The organism is Synechocystis sp. PCC 7509, assembly GCF_000332075.2.
Classification (GTDB): domain Bacteria; phylum Cyanobacteriota; class Cyanobacteriia; order Cyanobacteriales; family Chroococcidiopsidaceae; genus Aliterella.
On sequence record NZ_KI966369.1, the window covers coordinates 37,557 to 54,349 of the forward strand.

14 protein-coding genes and 2 pseudogenes are annotated in these 16,793 nt (G+C 41.6%); 13 read left to right on the forward strand and 3 right to left on the reverse strand.

The window, feature by feature from the left end:
* The first annotated feature begins 456 nt into the window (after window positions 1-456).
* From SYN7509_RS0223050 to SYN7509_RS0223070, 5 genes are all read left to right on the forward strand, one after another.
* Window positions 457-1,464 (forward strand): alpha/beta fold hydrolase, encoded by a 1,008-nt coding sequence (locus SYN7509_RS0223050; protein WP_009630483.1) that lies wholly within the window; start codon window positions 457-459, stop codon window positions 1,462-1,464.
* Window positions 1,465-1,584: 120 nt separating this feature from the next.
* Window positions 1,585-2,103 carry a hypothetical protein gene (locus SYN7509_RS0223055; RefSeq protein WP_009630484.1) on the forward strand — a complete coding sequence of 173 codons (519 nt, stop codon included), beginning with the start codon at window positions 1,585-1,587 and terminating at the stop codon, window positions 2,101-2,103.
* Window positions 2,104-3,052: 949 nt separating this feature from the next.
* Window positions 3,053-4,549 carry an ABC transporter substrate-binding protein gene (locus SYN7509_RS0223060; RefSeq protein WP_009630485.1) on the forward strand — a complete coding sequence of 499 codons (1,497 nt, stop codon included), beginning with the start codon at window positions 3,053-3,055 and terminating at the stop codon, window positions 4,547-4,549.
* 1 nt (window position 4,550) lies between these two features.
* On the forward strand, window positions 4,551-5,414 hold the full coding sequence (locus tag SYN7509_RS0223065) for an ABC transporter permease (RefSeq protein ID WP_009630486.1): 864 nt from the start codon (window positions 4,551-4,553) through the stop codon (window positions 5,412-5,414).
* Entirely contained in the window at window positions 5,384-6,256 is an 873-nt protein-coding gene (locus SYN7509_RS0223070; protein ID WP_227501588.1) for an ABC transporter ATP-binding protein, read from the forward strand. The genes SYN7509_RS0223065 and SYN7509_RS0223070 overlap by 31 nt, the downstream gene beginning before the upstream one ends.
* A gap of 160 nt (window positions 6,257-6,416) precedes the next feature.
* Here the strand turns inward: SYN7509_RS0223070 and SYN7509_RS0223075 are convergent, their stop codons facing one another.
* Window positions 6,417-8,375, reverse strand: a complete 1,959-nt coding sequence (locus SYN7509_RS0223075; RefSeq protein WP_009630488.1) for a LysR family transcriptional regulator — start codon at window positions 8,373-8,375, stop codon at window positions 6,417-6,419.
* Between the two features lie 207 nt (window positions 8,376-8,582).
* Here SYN7509_RS0223075 and SYN7509_RS0223080 point away from each other — a divergent pair, with 207 nt between their 5' ends.
* The 8 genes and pseudogenes from SYN7509_RS0223080 to SYN7509_RS27035 all read left to right on the forward strand — a co-directional run.
* Window positions 8,583-10,286: a fumarate reductase/succinate dehydrogenase flavoprotein subunit gene (locus tag SYN7509_RS0223080; protein ID WP_028954550.1), complete on the forward strand. Its 1,704-nt coding sequence runs from the start codon at window positions 8,583-8,585 to the stop codon at window positions 10,284-10,286.
* A gap of 55 nt (window positions 10,287-10,341) precedes the next feature.
* Window positions 10,342-10,569 carry a 4Fe-4S dicluster domain-containing protein gene (locus SYN7509_RS28870; RefSeq protein ID WP_009630490.1) on the forward strand — a complete coding sequence of 76 codons (228 nt, stop codon included), beginning with the start codon at window positions 10,342-10,344 and terminating at the stop codon, window positions 10,567-10,569.
* Between the two features lie 10 nt (window positions 10,570-10,579).
* The gene (locus SYN7509_RS0223085) at window positions 10,580-11,554 is read left to right on the forward strand and encodes a HEAT repeat domain-containing protein (protein ID WP_009630491.1); all 975 of its coding nucleotides are present in this window, start codon (window positions 10,580-10,582) and stop codon (window positions 11,552-11,554) included.
* Entirely contained in the window at window positions 11,547-12,617 is a 1,071-nt protein-coding gene (locus SYN7509_RS0223090; protein ID WP_009630492.1) for an Mrp/NBP35 family ATP-binding protein, read from the forward strand. The genes SYN7509_RS0223085 and SYN7509_RS0223090 overlap by 8 nt, the downstream gene beginning before the upstream one ends.
* 59 nt (window positions 12,618-12,676) lie before the next feature.
* The gene (locus tag SYN7509_RS0223095) at window positions 12,677-13,699 is read left to right on the forward strand and encodes a YeiH family protein (RefSeq protein WP_227501589.1); all 1,023 of its coding nucleotides are present in this window, start codon (window positions 12,677-12,679) and stop codon (window positions 13,697-13,699) included.
* 392 nt (window positions 13,700-14,091) lie between these two features.
* Window positions 14,092-14,352, forward strand: a pseudogene (locus SYN7509_RS0223100) (CobW family GTP-binding protein); the annotation flags it as partial.
* Between the two features lie 50 nt (window positions 14,353-14,402).
* Window positions 14,403-15,011, forward strand: coding sequence for an IS6 family transposase (locus tag SYN7509_RS27030; RefSeq protein WP_432205691.1), 609 nt, complete (start codon window positions 14,403-14,405; stop codon window positions 15,009-15,011).
* Between the two features lie 162 nt (window positions 15,012-15,173).
* Window positions 15,174-15,689, forward strand: a pseudogene (locus SYN7509_RS27035) (IS6 family transposase); the annotation flags it as partial.
* Window positions 15,690-15,927: 238 nt separating this feature from the next.
* Here the strand turns inward: SYN7509_RS27035 and SYN7509_RS27040 are convergent.
* Both SYN7509_RS27040 and SYN7509_RS0223120 read right to left on the reverse strand, forming a co-directional pair.
* Complete coding sequence (locus SYN7509_RS27040) at window positions 15,928-16,245, reverse strand: hypothetical protein (protein ID WP_051482683.1); 318 nt, start codon at window positions 16,243-16,245, stop codon at window positions 15,928-15,930.
* Window positions 16,217-16,768: an ISAs1 family transposase gene (locus tag SYN7509_RS0223120; RefSeq protein ID WP_028954552.1), complete on the reverse strand. Its 552-nt coding sequence runs from the start codon at window positions 16,766-16,768 to the stop codon at window positions 16,217-16,219. Before SYN7509_RS0223120 ends, SYN7509_RS27040 begins: the two co-directional genes overlap by 29 nt.
* Window positions 16,769-16,793 lie beyond the last annotated feature (25 nt).

The window sequence follows — 16,793 nt, forward strand, 5'->3', positions numbered from 1 at the left end:
TCGGTCATCTGTTGATACGCAGGCGTAACCAATTAGCATCATGTAGAGTAAATAAACTGGTGTTCATCGAACATATTTTGCCATTGATATAATTACTAAGTTTCTTGCCCTAGAGAATGACAGATTGTCATTTTGCTGCGACTTTTCCCACAACAGTAAAGAAAACGTCCGTTTTCTTTACTGACTTCTCCCCAATTTTTATTCTCAGTTAATCTGGTCTGAAATTTATGATTTCGGTCTGTTGTCGTTTAATGTGGTTCTATTCTCTGTTAATGCGGTCTCAACCACCTGCTTATTATCGTTTAATGTGGTCTCAAAAACGCGATGATTTCGGGTCGGAGCGATTATAATATCGGGTCGCTACAGCTATCTTGCCATAGATATTCTCGATCAGTGGTAGCTTTTGAGGTTAATTCAAAACTCAACAATTTTACGATACACAAAGGATATTCTTAGATGGACTATAAAATATTTGAGCTTGGCAATTGTGTTTTACAGTCAGGGGCTACCTTACGCGATGCCAAATTAGCCTATAAAACCTACGGCAACCTGAGTGCCGACAAAAGTAATGTAATTGTTTACCCTACTTGGTATTCAGGGCAGCATTACGACAATGAATGGCTAATTGGAGAAGGCATGGCGCTCGACCCTGAAAAATATTTCATCATTATTCCCAATATGCTAGGTAACGGATTGTCTTCATCGCCTAGTAATACTCCACCACCTTACGATCGCGCTCGTTTTCCTAATGTAACTTTCTACGATAACGTTAAGCTGCAACATCGACTGGTAACAGAGAACTTCGGCATCGAAAAAATTGCTTTAGTAGTCGGTTGGTCAATGGGTGCGGGACAAACCTATCAATGGGCTGTTAGCTATCCAGATATGGTAGAACGCATTTTTCCCTTTTGCGGTTCTGCTAAAACCAGTCTCCACAATTTCGTATTTCTAGAAGGCGTGAAAGCAGCTTTACAGGCAGACTCTGCATGGGAAGCTGGATGGTATAAGGAACAGCCAACTAAAGGTTTACGTGCGGTGGCGCGAGTATATGCAGGATGGGGCTTTTCCCAAGCATTCTATCGAGAAAAGATATATATCCAGCAAGGTTATTCATCATTGGAAGATTTTTTAGTAGCTTTCTGGGAAGGCTTTTTTTTACGCCGCGATGCCAATAATTTGTTAACAATGTTGTGGACTTGGCAGAACGGTGATATTGGTAAAACCCCTGGTTTTGGTAGCAATTTTGAACAAGCGTTAGGAGCAATTAAAGCTAAAGCAATTGTTATGCCGGGACAAACCGATCTGTATTTTCCTCCCGAAGATAACGAATACGAAGTTAAATACATGCCAAATGCTCTATTGCGCCCTATACCTTCAATTTGGGGTCATTTTGCTGGCGGTGGTGCTAACCCAGTGGATACGAAATTTATTGATGATAGTTTAAAAGAATTACTTGCTAGTTAACCTGATAGGATAACTTTTTTTATTCTAGCTACAGACTTGCAGTACAAGGCTGGAGAAACCCCCGTAATAAAAATTGTAAAAGTCGTGTAAACATTTGCAGAATAACAGCTTGGGTTGAACATGAATGGTAATCTTACGGGAAAGAAAGAAGCACTTTATTATCTGTTTCAAAGACTATTACTAACACCAGTTTCAACCGATAAAGATTGGGGAGGCGCTAATGTTGTGATAACTTCTCGTCAAGTTAACAGAGCAAGCAGTAGCTTTTATTCCCAGCTAAGATACGTTGTTAGTGCTGACGCAAAGGAATTGAGTTGGCTTTTCTGCCAACTTCAGGATATTTTTTTAGGATTGTACGACAGTACGTCAGAACTTGAGTTCTTTGGTCGTCTTACAAATACTGCATTGCGTTATCAGAGTATAAGCAAGGACGATGAAAATCAACGGGACTTGCTATTTGCTGTTCTTCATGAGGCGTTTACTATATTGGATGAGATGGAAAAAGGCACTTTTGAATACTTCCTTGTCTCACCGGGAAATGAGATTGTAGATGATTTTATTGAGCAGTCCCAAAGGCGTGGGTTTATTAGTATTAGCGAAACGACAAGGTTTTTAGCTGAAAAAGGAATTAAGGCATGATGCTTAAATAAAATTTTGGAGGCAAGACTTTTCCCACAGCTCCAGCTTTCCCAAAATTGGGAGGCGATCGCATTAGTTCTAGGGGATTTATTACAAAAGCCTGCATTACCAGCACGGGTCTTCATGTGCAGTTAATATAGCGTTCTGGTGGAATGCGCTTATGCAAACTAGACCAAGACAGCAGATGGAGTTAGGACTGATTGAAAGGTGGTGATCGCCATTTAATAAACAAAACTGTGCTTTATGGTGTACGCCATTTGTTTAGATATTTTTTACTCTACAAAGTTCAAAGTTGTAGAACAAGCACGATCACCAACTCTATAACTTGCTATTGCAAGCTTTGCATCGTTTATTATCAAACCGCCTGCGAGACTCTTCACACGCACGTTCACGCTAAAAGATAGCCCATATTTGATATAGCACTACCCAGAAATGCTTGCAGATTTATTTTAATCAGTAAGTAAATATATCAAGCAACAGAACTGAAAAAGTAGTTGAAATAAAGCTTGCCGATAGTATTGCAACCTTAACTTCAACTGTCAAAGATTGGAAATGCCGCTCTTTGCGTGAGTATGCCTTGAGCATCAAAACTGGTTTGCAACAAGATAAACTCGTAGGCGAACTTATTAAAGCTCAATTTTTTCAATATAACCAAGATTCGTGCGTGAGCTTTATTTTAATAAGTAATTACTTACGCTTCAATCTCTAGTTCCAATACATTTTACTGCTTATTTAATAGCTATATTTTTAAAATAAAATTAATATAAATTTATGATTTTACCTAGCATTTTCGCCCATTTTTTTTGAAACATTTGAATTTATAGACTTATAAAATAAATGTATAGATTGATTCGTTTTATTTATCAATGGTGTATATCTTCTTACAGATATAGAACTAAAGAGTCTATTAAATAAACTCATGAAAGTAAATTAGGAATAGAGTTTTACTATGAATAAGCAGCAGATTTATCCGAGAGGTTTAACGTATGGCTTGCTGTTGATATGCCTAGGGTTTGTAAGTGCTTGTAGCGAAACTTCAGCTAATAATTCAGGTAATACTGCTAATAAAAAAGTAATTCGGATTGCGATCGCAACTCAAGATCAAACAATTAACACGGCTACTGGTGGCTCAGTTATTCGAGAGGAAAAACTACTCGAAAAATATTTACCTAAAACTGGAAAGTATGCAAATGTTGAATACAACATCGAGTGGTCGAGCTACACATCTGGACCGCCAATTACTAACAAAATGCTGGCAAATCAAATTGATATCGGCATGATGGGCGATTTCCCGGCAACTATCAATATGACTACGTTTCAAAAAAAGGGAAATGGAGTTAAAACACTCTATATTGCTACTTTAGGCTATAGCCCCAATGGAGCCGGAAACGCCGTATTAGTTCCTAAAGATAGCCCAGTAAAGACACTAGCAGATTTGAAAGGAAAAGAAGTTTCTGTTCCTTTTGGTTCGGCGGCTCATGGGATGTTACTTAAAGCCTTAAAAAAAGAAGGGGTTAATCCAGAAAAAGATTTAACTTTAGTCAGCCAAGCACCAGAGGTAGGAGGAAGCAATTTAAAAACGAAGCAAATTGCGGCTCATGCTAATTTTGTTCCCTTTGGTGAATTATTTGCCTATAGAGGTTTCGCTAGAAAAATATTTGATGGCGCTCAAACTGGAACTCCGACATTTCACGGGGTTTTAGTGCGTTCGGATTTTGCTAAGGAAAATCCTGAAATAGTTACGGCTTATCTTAAAGCGCTGCTGACTGCAAATCAAATGTTTCAAGAACAACCAGAAGCACTCGCCACTAAGGTAGAAAAATGGTCTGGTGTAGAACGGGAAGTAGTGTATATGTTTTTGGGTCCTTCGGGATTGCAGCAATTGAATCCGGCGATCGCTCAAGTTAATTTTGAGGCGCTCAAAAATAGTGTTGTTACCTTAAAGCAGTTAGGTAAGTTAGATAATAGCGTTAATCCTGAAGATGTGACTAAATGGGCTGATGACAGCTATTTACGTCAAGCTATGCAAGAAATGGAACTTGACTATGACAAAGTAGCTAAGGCGGAGGCGTTAGCAATTGGCGGGGAAGATGCTCAAACTAAGGAAAAAATTGCTAACCCCAAAATGGCGGCTCAAGTTTGGCTAGAAAGCGAAGATAAAGTCATGAGTTTTGCTTCAATTCCTAACATGATGGCGATGCTGCAAAAGCTCAAAGCAGAAGGCAAAGAGACTAAGGGCGCTGTATTCGTCCACGACCGCGCTCGCGGTTGGAAGCTATTTGCAGAAAATTCTTTTTTTGTCCAAAACGGTAAGGAAATTTCGGCTTTTTTAACCGAAAAAGAGGCTCAGGCGTTTGCTAATAAATCGGGGGCGAAAGTTGCAAATTTTCAAGGACTCCAGCAATCTGTAGCTCAAAAAATGCCTGTATTAATAGGAGCGAATTGATATGGCTACATCAACAAAAACTTTGCGTTCTCTATTAGGCAGCTTGACAGCGATTGCCAAACGCAAACAAGGCGACCACCCAAGGAAGAAATTGCTCAACCCCCAAACCTTTAGACGCGGTTTGTCACTATTGCTATTTTTCGGTATTTGGCAACTACTATGTCATACCAAGTTCAACTTTTTCATCAATTTTGAAAACGTACCTTCTCCGGTGGAAGTTGTCGGCGCTACCGTAGATTTTGTTAAGAGTAATCCCACTAAGCACATTCAATCCAGTGCATTTAGAGTTCTAACGGGCTTTGCAACGGCGGCGGTATTGGGTATTAGTTTGGGAATTGCGATCGGTTGGTTTCAAAAAATTGAGGACTTAATCTTTCTCCCTTTAGAAATATTAAGACCAATTCCGGCGGTTGCTTGGATACCTTTAGCAATTTTGATGTTTCCTAATGCGGAAGCTGGGATGATTTACTTAACTTTTGTTGGTGCTTTCTTCCCGATTTTGATCAGCACAATTCGCGGTGTAGAAAGTACAGATTTATTACTGTTGCGAGTTGGTCAGTCTTTGGGCGCGAAGCAGTGGCATATTTTTAAAGATATCGTCGTTCCTGGAGCGATGCCCAGTATTGCTAGTGGTTTAGTAATTGGCATGGGTAACTCTTGGTTTTGCTTAGTCACGGCGGAAATATTAGCAGGTAGGTACGGCGTGGGTTACATCACCTGGGAATCTTATGTTACGTCCAACTACCCGCCAATTGTGATGGGGATGTTGTTGATTGGTTTGATGGGTGCATTTAGTGCTTACGCTGTTGATCGCCTAACTTGTTTACTCATGCCTTGGCGAATTACGAAAAAGAAAAGCGTTTAAGGTTGCTCGGAGGTTTAAATATTGTGGCAGTAGTGGTAGAAAAGAACCTAGTACAGAGGGTTAGAGGCTTTGTAGAAGTAGAAGATTTGTCAGTTTCCTTCAAACGCAAAGGGCATTGCGTTCAGGTGTTGGATTCGGTGAATTTTAAGATAACTCCTGGTGAATTTGTTTGTCTGTTGGGTCCGTCAGGGTGTGGTAAGTCAACGATTTTAAATGCGATTGCTGGATTTATTCAGCCTACTAGCGGTTTTGTTTTTGTTAATAAGCGTCATGTCAATGCCCCTAGTGCCGATCGCGGTTTTGTTTTCCAGCAATACTCTTTATTACCCTGGAAGACAACTTTTGAAAATGTTGAGTTTGGATTAAAAATTAAGGGAAGGCCCAATGCAGAACGACGGGAATTAGTAGATTACTATCTCAACTTAGTTGGCTTATCTAAGCATCGTCATTCCTATCCGCATCAACTTTCTGGCGGAATGCAACAACGGGCAAGTATTGTCAGAGCTTTAGTCAATTCTCCCTCAGTTCTGCTTATGGACGAACCATTTGCTGCTTTAGATGCTCAAACAAGACACATGATGCAGGAACTTTTGCTATCAATTTGGAGCGACTTAAAAACAACGGTGATTTTTGTCACTCACGACATTGAAGAAGCCTTGTTTTTAAGCGATCGCATTTTTGTTATGGGGGTAAATCCAGGCAGAATTAAGCAGCAAATAAATGTCACTTTAGCGCGTCCCCGTCATGTAGATAGTATAGTTTCACCCGACTTTATCGCCCTTAACCGTCAGGTATTTGAGTTAATTCGTGAGGAAACTCTTAAAAGTATGGAAGTTGAATAGTTAAAGTGCATGGGCGTGTTATGCCACCACTAATCCTTACTGCAACACCAACACCAACTAAGCTTACTACTGATGTGCCTGTATATAAGCTCTTAGCAATCAATCTGTGAGGGTTATTACTTCGTGATTTGCAATATAGTTTTTAGCTATACGGCTGCTCTTATATATGAACTCTTTGCAAAAATTCTGATTGAATCCAGCGATCGAGGTTGATTGTTTTTAAGCTTTCGTTACCGGGAATGAGACTAAGCTGGGCAATATGTCCCCTAATCCAGTCGGGACGAATTGTGACTTCCGAAAAAAAGCGCTCTGGCTGATTTTTGTAGTAGTTGGTGCTAAGTAGGCGGGAAATTATTTCGCTATCTAGATTTGACCACTGGCTAATTAGGGAAAGTGCAGAGGGCGTAGTTGCATACCAATATTGGGCTGCACTCAAAGCTCTGAGGTAGGCGATCGCAATTTCTGGATGCTGCTCTGCTAGGGAGGCGCTCACAACTACACCATAAAAAGCAGGTAGGATATTTGGATTATTGCCTTGCAAGTACCGAAACCTTCCTTGGTTATAAGCAATATCATGAAAAGGGGCAAAGTGGGCGTAGCCATCGGCTACGGTGGGAGAGCCAAAGGGATGAGCAATATCTGAATTTTCTAGCGCCGCCAACTTAACTTCCGTCAGGATGTTGGCAAAATTCAGACTCCGCATTACCATTCCGTGAGCAGACGAACTAAATGGTACAGCAATAGTTCTCCCCCGCAAGTCTTCGATGCTTTGAATTTTGGACTCGTTTGGCACAATTACAGCATTGCAAGAGCCATCGGGATTTGTAGAAACAAAGCTAACTAAGCGCGTTTGTTTTGTTTCGCCTTGCTGTACGGCGCTAAGTAATAAAGGATAGTCGCCCAAAATACCTATATCTAGCTCCCCAGAATGTAACCCTTGAACGATGGGCGCTCCGGTAGAATAATCACGCCAGCGAGTTTGATATTGAGTAGAACTGTAGCGTCCGGTTTTTGGTAAAAAGTGTTCTAGCAAGCCCAAGCGTTGAATTATCAACCCCGCCGTTACCGTTGTAATAGTGCTGTTTTGAATCCCAATCGACAAATTCAGTGTTTCTGGGCGTTGAGGGGTAGAACGAAGAACCAGATTAGGCGATCGCCAGCGTATAGGTTTCGGTTGAACTTCGGCTTGCTGACTTTCTAGCAAAGCGACAAACTTTTGCACCGGGTTTGAACTACGCCGCGCTGTTTGTTTCTCTGCTTGGGCGATCGCGCTCTGGTTTAAGCGTCGAGGTTGTAGCACAAAAATGTTGCTGGATAAGGCAAATTCTTGAAGCGGAATTGCAGTTAATTTTCTTGATTGGCATTCAGTTGTAAATTCTAAATTAGAGGCAAAACCTAGATAATTTCCTTGGGTGATAAAGGTTCGCATCAAAGCGGCAGTTTCTACTATCTCTACGGAAAAGTCATCAAAACTTAATCCCAATTCGTGCAAGCGAGATTCAAAAACTAAGCGACTAGGAGTACCCGCAGGTAGCATTACCCAAGGCTCTTTTTTTAGTTCTTGCAAGCTCAACCAATTTTTTTTAGCTAAGACGTGACTTGAAGTAACAAGCAAGCGATAGTCAATGGAAGAAATCGCTCTTGCGAATACTTCATCAAATTCAGAGCAATCAATGTCTGAAATGCCTACGTCAATCTGGCTGCTCGTTAAAGCCCGATACAAAAATTCTGCCGATTCAAATACTATATATTGCGTTGTAATGCCTGGATACTGTTGGCGATATTTGAAGATAATTTCTGGCAACCATTCACTCGCAATAGCTGCCGTACAACCTATTTTAAAATGACCAAGTTTTCCTTTTTTAATCTCTTCAATTTTTGCTAAGAGTTGATTTTCTGCTTCAACTAATCTATATCCTTCTTCATACAAAAAAGCTCCTACTTCTGTTAGCTGAATTTTGCGTCCTAATCGATAAAAAAGCGGCGTTTTTAATTCAGCTTCTAAAGTTTTTATTTTAACGCTAACCGCAGGTTGAGTAAGGTTCAAAGCGTCGGCGGCTTCTGTAAAGCTTAAATTTCTTGCCACTTCCAAGAACGCCTTAACTTGATTAATTTCCACAATAATTAGCTCCGTAAGCTTCTAAAAACATTTATAAAAATATTTTATGATTCTATAAATAACGGGCATGAAAGTCAGTATTGTCTGTTACAAAATAGTCTTGTATTTAACTAAACAGTTCATTAGTATAGAAAAAGCAAAAACAACTTGTAATTATTTTTTTGGCATCTTTAAAAGTTTTTCACAGCAGCAAAAAGGGGTAAAGAAGTGAATACTCAATGGATGAAGACCGATGTTTTAATTGTTGGTGGTGGAACTGCTGGGACAATGGCAGCAATTAAAGCAAAACAAGCAAATCCCCAAGGCGATGTCCTGATTTTAGAAAAAGCAAATATTCGCCGCAGTGGAGCGATCGCAATGGGAATGGACGGCGTAAATACTGCTGTTATTCCTGGTAATTCTACCCCTGAACAGTATGTCCGCGAAATCACTATTTCTAACGACGGTATCCTTAATCAAAAAGCAGTTTATCAAACTGGAAAACTAGGTTTTGAGGTCATTCAAGAGCTTGAAAGTTGGGGCGTAAAGTTTCAAAAAGATGCTCAAGGCGACTACGACTTAAAGCAGGTGCATCGAGTTGGTAAATACGTTTTACCCATGCCAGAAGGTAAAGACCTCAAGCAGATTTTGACTAGACAAGTAAAACGACATAAAGCCAGAGTTACAAACCGAGTAATGGCTACCCGCGTTTTGGTTAAAGATGGACGAGCGATCGGTGCAGTAGGTTTTGACGTGCGAAACGGTGATTTTGTTGTTATTCAAGCAAAAGCTGTTGTTCTGTGTACAGGAGCTTCAGGAAGGCTAGGTTTACCCGCTTCTGGCTACCTCTACGGAACTTATGAAAACCCCACCAATGCTGGAGATGGCTACTCAATGGCTTATCATGCTGGGGCAGAACTTACAAATATTGAGTGCTTCCAAATCAACCCATTAATTAAAGACTATAACGGGCCTGCCTGCGCCTATGTTGCTAGTCCTTTCGGTGCTTATACTGCCAATGCAGAAGGCAATCGCTTTATTAGTTGCGACTACTGGAGCGGTCAAATGATGCTGGAAGTATGGAAGGAACTAAATTCTGGTAAAGGGCCTGTCCAACTCAAAATGACTCATTTAGACGAAGATACTATCGCCGAAATTGAAACCATCCTGTGGGCAAACGAGCGACCTAGTAGAGGGCGATTCCATGAAGGTAGAGGTGAAAACTACCGCACTCATGGAGTGGAGATGAATATTTCAGAAATTGGCTTATGTAGCGGTCACAGCGCGTCAGGAGTCTGGGTAAACGAAAAGGGAGAAACTACAGTTCCCGGACTATATGCCGCCGGAGATATGGCAAGCGTTCCTCACAATTACATGATTGGCGCGTTTGTATTTGGTCGTTTGGCGGGTACAAATGCCGTAGATTACATTACTGACTTAGAACATCTCGAACCCGATGCAGAGTTTTTAGAGGTAGAAAAGACACGTATATATGCGCCGATGACTCGACCAAATGGTGTTCCCCACACCCAAGTAGAGTATAAGTTGCGTCGCTTGGTCAACGATTATCTCCAACCACCAAAAGTAGATAACAAAATGAAAATTGGGTTGCGTAACTTTGAGCGCTACCAAGAAACCTTAGATTTAATGGGTGCAAGAGATCCTCATGAATTGATGCGCTGCATGGAAGTTCACTTTATTCGTGACTGTGCAGAAATGGCTGCAAGAGCCTCGTTATATCGAAAAGAAAGCCGTTGGGGACTATATCATTATCGCGTGGAATATCCAGAGAAAAACAACGAAGAATGGTTTTGTCACGTCAATTTAAAAAAAGATTCATCAGGAGAAATGTTTTTATTCAAACGCCCTATAGAGCCTTACATCGTTAACGTTGATATCGAAAAAGAAGTCTATGACGTAGCAGTACGTTAACAATGTAGAGACGCTGCTAACGTCTAATTAACAATCGCCAAAAAGGATGAATTTTATGGCATTAACAACGCAAAGAGTAGATGTTCCCGTAATCGTAGACGAATCAAAGTGTCTAGAAAAGTGTACCGCCTGTATAGAAGTGTGTCCCTTGGATGTGCTAGCAAAAAATCCTGAGACGGGCAAAGCTTATATGAAATACGACGAGTGCTGGTTTTGCTTACCGTGTGAAAAGGAATGCCCCACTAACGCGATTACTGTGCAAATTCCATTTTTACTACGATAAGGAGTTATCAATGAGCAATGATATTGATTCTGAGTTAAACCAATGGCTAGAAATGCTCCAGTCGCCTGACCTAAGCGATCGCCTAATTGCGGTTAAAAGTCTTCAACATCTAGGTGATGAGGATGCAATAGATCCGCTAATTGCGGCTTTGGGCGACGAAAGCCTTGCTGTACAGAAACTAGCAGTAACCGCGCTTTGGGAACTTGCTAACCCTAAAGCAGTGCCAGCTTTACTAGAGTGTCTTGCCTCCCCAGATCCAGAGATTCGCGCCGAAGCCCTCTCAGCTTTGGGCGAACTTATTTCCCCCGATCGCTTGCTGTTACTCTTAGACGCGCTACATCGAGACGATCTAAATATGCAACTTAACGTGCTTATTTTGCTAAGAAAGATTCACGATGCTCAGTCTTTGCCTTACGTTCTACCCTTTTTTGAGTCAGAAAATGCTCTAGCTAGAGAAGCCGCCGTAACTACACTGCGTTATCTCAACCAAGTAGAAAGATGCGATCGCGCAATTCCATTACTATCCGATCCTGACGACAGCGTGCGTCGATCTACAGCCTTAACTTTGGGACACTTGACAGATCCAGAAGTAGTTTCTTGCCTCTGTCAAGCACTAAATTCCGATGTGGATTGGCAAGTACGTCGTAATGCCGCCAAAGCCCTAGAACTTCATGCCGATCCTACAGCAGTGGTGGCTCTAGAAACAGCGATCGCCGATGAGCATTGGCAGGTGCGAAAGTTTGCCTTACAAGCATGGCAAAAAACTCCCGATAACCGCACCATGCCAATTTTAATTAAGGCGCTAACCGACGAATACTCCGATGTCCGTAGAGAAGCCGCGAAATCTCTTGCAGCTTTAAAAAATCCCGGCGCTCTAAACGCCCTTCAGCAATCCTTGGACGACCCGGACAAAGACGTATGTATCTACACACAAAGAGCTATTGAGACGATTCAAGCAGCCACAAAAGAGATATCTAATGCCTAGCCATCAGTCCCCTTTTCGGCAAACTAACTTAGAAGATCGAGAGCCTCTACCCCCCGATCCGATTAGCGAAGTTCGTAATCAAGAAGTTGTCCGTTGCCTTAAACAGGTAATTGAACCAACTTTGAAAAACGACATTATCAGCTTGGGAATGGTGCGAAATCTGCGAGTTGTGGAAGGTTATATCTATCTGCGCCTCTATATAGGCAGACACCAGCACGATCTGCAAACAGAAATTCAACAGATCCTTGCACCCCTAACTTGGTGTAAAAAAACTTATATCCAAGTTTGTACAATTCCTGGGGTGAAAACTACCTTAGCAATTTCTAGCGGTAAAGGTGGGGTGGGTAAATCTACAACTTCTGTCAATTTAGCGGTTGCCCTAAGCTTGCAAGGCTTTAAAGTTGGTTTACTAGACGCGGATGTTTACGGCCCCAATGTTCCCCAAATGCTAGGATTAGGACGTGCCGAAGTAAAAGTAATTGAAACTTCCAACGGTCAAAAGTTTCTGCCTTTAGAAGCTTACGGTATAAAAGTTATGTCAGTAGGGTTATTGGCAGAACCGGAACATCCCTTAGCGTGGCGAGGGCCGGTTTTACACAAGATCGTCACTCAGTTTATTCACGATGTGGAATGGGGAGAACTTGACTATTTGCTCATCGATCTGCCTCCAGGTACGGGAGATGCTCAAATTACCATCGTCCAAGAAAGTCCGATTTGTGGGGTTCTGCTGGTTACAACTCCTCAACAAGTGGCGGTTTCTGATGTCCGGCGCAGCATCCATATGTTTCGCCGGGTGGGGATTCCAGTATTAGGGATTATTGAAAACATGAGCTATTTAATTTGCAGTAAGTGTGGAGAGCATACGCCAATTTTTGGTAGTGGCGGCGGAAAACAGTTATCGATGGAACTCCACGCGCCCTTATTAGGACAAATCCCTATCGACCCGCTTCTTTGCAATGGCGGCGATACCGGAGCGCCTCTAACCCTAGTAAACCCAGATTCTACAGTGGGTCAAGTGTTTGTACAAATGGCTGGGGCGATCGCCACAACTTTTGGCGACTAATTAATTCTTCGTATTTTTCCACTAATGAGGTTGCTGTGCGGCATAGTTTGAAGCTGAAAGTGCAGGCACGATTTCCTAAGAAATCTGCGGCAATTAGACTACAGCGCTGGTTATTGCAGATACTTCCAGGGGTAAGCTTAACGGCGGGGTTAGCTTTTTTAGCGATTTTGATGCGATCGCATCTTGGACTAAATTTCTTTAGCTCTTTGACTTGGGCGATTCTGCTGGGAATGCTGCTTCGTAATACTGTCGGTGTTGCTCAAGTTTACCAACCAGGAATTACTTTTTGTCTCAAGCGTATTCTCAAGTTGGGTATTATTTTACTAGGAATGCAACTAAACCTAACTCAAGCGATTTCTATTGGCGCTCCTGGACTATTTGTTGCTGTCACTTCTGTAGTTAGCACTTTCTTTTTTACTTGTTGGATCGGACAACGGCTAAAAGTTAGCAAAAAATTGACTCAATTAATTGCTGGAGGTACATCAATTTGCGGTGCGGCGGCAGTGGTAGCAGTGGGGACAGCAATTGATAGCTCCGAAGAAGATACAGCTTATGCGGTTGCCTTAGTCACAGTGTTTGGCGCTGCTTCGATGCTAATTTATCCGCTATTACCTGCTTTACTTGACCTGACACCGCAAGCTTATGGTTTATGGTGTGGTGCTTCTATTCATGAAGTTGTCCAGGCGATCGCTGCGGCTTTTGAAACAAATCCCCTTAGTGGTGAAGTGGCAACGATTGCGAAATTATCACGGGTCATGCTACTAGCGCCGATTACACTATTACTAGGTTTATCATCAGTAGATCGGACGGCAGGAAAATCGCGTAAACTGCCGATTCCCTGGTTTGTGCTAGGTTTCATTGTCTTAATCTTAATTAATAGCCTCAACTTTATTCCTGAGACTTTGAGAATAGCGATCGTCGATTTCAATCAGTTTTTATTAACAACCGCTTTAGCTGCAATGGGTTTAGCCACCAATATACAGTGTATTAAACTGCTAGGACTTAAACCTATCTATTTAGGAACAATGTCTTGGCTATTTATTTCTCTAGTAAGTCTTGGCTTGATAAAGTTGCTTTATTAAATTTTTGAATCTTTCCCATCTTCCTCATTTTTGCAACATAACTCTCATACTTATGCGTTGCTAAGTAGTGTAGATTGAAGGTTCATGCAACCAAGTATAACTTTTAACTAGAAACCATATACAGCAACGGTTACAAAAATTTAGCTGAAGAACAGTTGAGCGAACAAAGCTTTATGGCAGTGTCTTCATTCTGAAAGACATTGCCTAAAATAAAATGAAATAGGCAAAGTTATAGTTTATATTGCTTATCAAACAAACCCAGAAACGGGTTGGGCAAAGTGTAATTATCCTCTTTTGCCCCTGGTTACACAAAATACATTTTTCTATCATAACTACTGTTGATAATATTTAGTCTGCATTCTATAGTCAAATACTAACTGGGTATTTTCATGATGATTTCTAAGCTTTGCCCTGTCCCCGTGACAATAATTACCGGTTATCTTGGCTCTGGTAAAACTACGCTGGTTAATCGTATTTTGACCCAAAAACATGGGAAAAAAGTAGCAGTAATTGTCAATGAGTTTGGAGAAGTCAGCATTGATAGCCAGCTTATTGTAAATGCCAACGAAGAAATTTTACAAATGAATAATGGTTGTATCTGTTGCACAGTGCGGGGAGATTTGATTCGCATCTTCAGGGTTGTGTTGCAAAAAATGGTAGGCTGAAATAATTCCGCTAGAGAAAATCATTGTACCGGCCTCTAATGAATTCTAAATCCCCCTTCAAGTGGCGGCATTATCAGTCAGAAATCATCCTACGTTGTGTTCGGTGGTATCTAAGCTATCCGCTTTCCTATCGCCAAGTAACAGAGATGGTGAACGAGCGGGGATTAGATATACATCACAGCACCGTCTTCCGTTGGGTGCAAGAATATAGTCCAGAAATGGACAAACGAGTCAGACCGTATCTAAAGCTTACTAATGACTCATGGCGGGTAGATGAAACCTATATTTTGGTCAAAGGCAAGCAGAAGTATTTATACCGAGCAGTCGATTCGGCAGGGAACACCTTAGACTTCCTCCTCACAGCGAAGCGGGATGCGAAAGCGGCGAAACGGTTTTTGCGTAAGACATTGAAAGCAATTCACACTTCCGTACCAAGAGTCATCACTGTGGATAAGAACCCTGCTTATCCAAAAGCGATTAACGTACTCAAAGCTGCCAATAAGTTACCCGAAGTAGTGAAATTACGACAGATTAAATATCTCAATAATATTGTGGAGCAAGACCATCGCGGGGATAAAACGATTAGTCAAACCAGGAATGGGATTTGGCTCCTTCAACACTGCAAGAAGAACCATTCGGGGATATGAAACTCTGAACATGGTTAGAAAAGGACAAGTTATTGGTGTTCCCAGGGGAGCCATCAAAGAGCGACTTGTCTTTATCTATCAAATCTTTGGGGTAGTTGCATAATTTCAACTCCTGCCACAGGGGTTTTCTGTCTTCACTAAGTTTTTGCAACACAACCAGTCAGACCGTATCTAAAGCTTACTAATGACTCATGGCGGGTAGATGAAACCTATATTTTGGTCAAAGGCAAGCAGAAGTATTTATACCGAGCAGTCGATTCGGCAGGGAACACCTTAGACTTCCTCCTCACAGCGAAGCGGGATGCGAAAGCGGCGAAACGGTTTTTGCGTAAGACATTGAAAGCAATTCACACTTCCGTACCAAGAGTCATCACTGTGGATAAGAACCCTGCTTATCCAAAAGCGATTAACGTACTCAAAGCTGCCAATAAGTTACCCGAAGTAGTGAAATTACGACAGATTAAATATCTCAATAATATTGTGGAGCAAGACCATCGGGGGATAAAACGATTAGTCAAACCAGGAATGGGATTTGGCTCCTTCAACACTGCAAGAAGAACCATTCGGGGATATGAAACTCTGAACATGGTTAGAAAAGGACAAGTTATTGGTGTTCCCAGGGGAGCCATCAAAGAGCGACTTGTCTTTATCTATCAAATCTTTGGGGTAGTTGCATAATTTCAACTCCTGCCACAGGGGTTTTCTGTCTTCACTAAGTTTTTGCAACACAACCTCAATTTGAATCACTCAATTATTTCTACTTAAATGCTTTATTCTCATTTAATCTGGTCTGAAATTTATGATTTCGGTCTGTTATCGTTTAATGTGGTTCTATTCTTACTTAATGTGGTCTCAATCACCCTTTTGTTCTCATTTAATGTGGTCTCAAAAACCCGATGATTTCGGGTCGGAGCGATTATGATTTCAGGTCGCTACAGTTAGTTTGTAGATATTGTTTTCCAGAGCGGATACCAATGCGTTCAACTTGAATGAAGCTTTTTGCTCCAGACCAATCGAAGTCGATGCCACGGAGGTCAGCGAAAACACTTACGAGTCTACAGGTTGTTCGACCTCGGTTTTTCTCAATATCAACAAACCGTTCGCAAGGTTTTTGAGCTTCGGCAAGCGTTTTAAGTTGTGCCAGTAGTCGAGGTTGATTCCCTTTAACGGTGATCAGGTAATCGTTGCCGCCCTCAATAATCAGCTTAGTATTTTTTTTGGCAGTGCAGGGCATCTAGCGTAAACACCACTTCTTCAAGTTGCAATGCCTCCAACATTGTTTGTACTACTTTCAACTCACTATTGTGTTTCGATTCAAACTGTTGGCTAGCAAGCACTATCCCTTGGTTATGCCTATAAACCGAAACCATATTAACGAAGTTTTGGTAAGCCGTTCCCGGTTCTGTGACCGTTCCTCTAATACTCTTGCCGTCCATCGCTACCCACTCACCTGGTTCGGTATCGAAAGTGCTGTTAACCCATTGCCCGAACTGCTGCGCCAGCGCTTGAAAGTCAAGCTTTTGTAAGATGCGACGAAAAGTAGTATCCGATGGCAGGCGAGTTACCGTTAGTCCTAGTTGCTCGCTGACTGCCCCGTAGTGTCGCGCCCCAAAGTCTTCGAGTGCATAGTAACTTCGGCATCCACTAATTGTTCCCATGATAACTAATAGTAAAATTAGCCAAAGTGGATAACGTCTACCTTGAGCAGCGCGGAAATCTCTAATTTCTTGAAGTGATTGGATTAAGTTTGTCCCCATTTCCTTTCTTCAATTCATTCATCTC

Bases quoted from the DNA above. Each gene is read 5' to 3' on its own strand.
- SYN7509_RS0223065 (WP_009630486.1), top strand. From the start codon at position 4,551: ATGGCTACATCAACAAAAACTTTGCGTTCTCTATTAGGCAGCTTGACA.
- SYN7509_RS28870 (WP_009630490.1), top strand. From the start codon at position 10,342: ATGGCATTAACAACGCAAAGAGTAGATGTTCCCGTAATCGTAGACGAA.
- SYN7509_RS0223120 (WP_028954552.1), bottom strand. From the start codon at position 16,768: ATGGGGACAAACTTAATCCAATCACTTCAAGAAATTAGAGATTTCCGC.
- SYN7509_RS0223060 (WP_009630485.1), top strand. From the start codon at position 3,053: ATGAATAAGCAGCAGATTTATCCGAGAGGTTTAACGTATGGCTTGCTG.
- SYN7509_RS27030 (WP_432205691.1), top strand. From the start codon at position 14,403: ATGAATTCTAAATCCCCCTTCAAGTGGCGGCATTATCAGTCAGAAATC.
- SYN7509_RS0223055 (WP_009630484.1), top strand. From the start codon at position 1,585: ATGAATGGTAATCTTACGGGAAAGAAAGAAGCACTTTATTATCTGTTT.
- SYN7509_RS0223085 (WP_009630491.1), top strand. From the start codon at position 10,580: ATGAGCAATGATATTGATTCTGAGTTAAACCAATGGCTAGAAATGCTC.
- SYN7509_RS0223090 (WP_009630492.1), top strand. From the start codon at position 11,547: ATGCCTAGCCATCAGTCCCCTTTTCGGCAAACTAACTTAGAAGATCGA.
- SYN7509_RS0223050 (WP_009630483.1), top strand. From the start codon at position 457: ATGGACTATAAAATATTTGAGCTTGGCAATTGTGTTTTACAGTCAGGG.
- SYN7509_RS27040 (WP_051482683.1), bottom strand. From the start codon at position 16,245: ATGCCCTGCACTGCCAAAAAAAATACTAAGCTGATTATTGAGGGCGGC.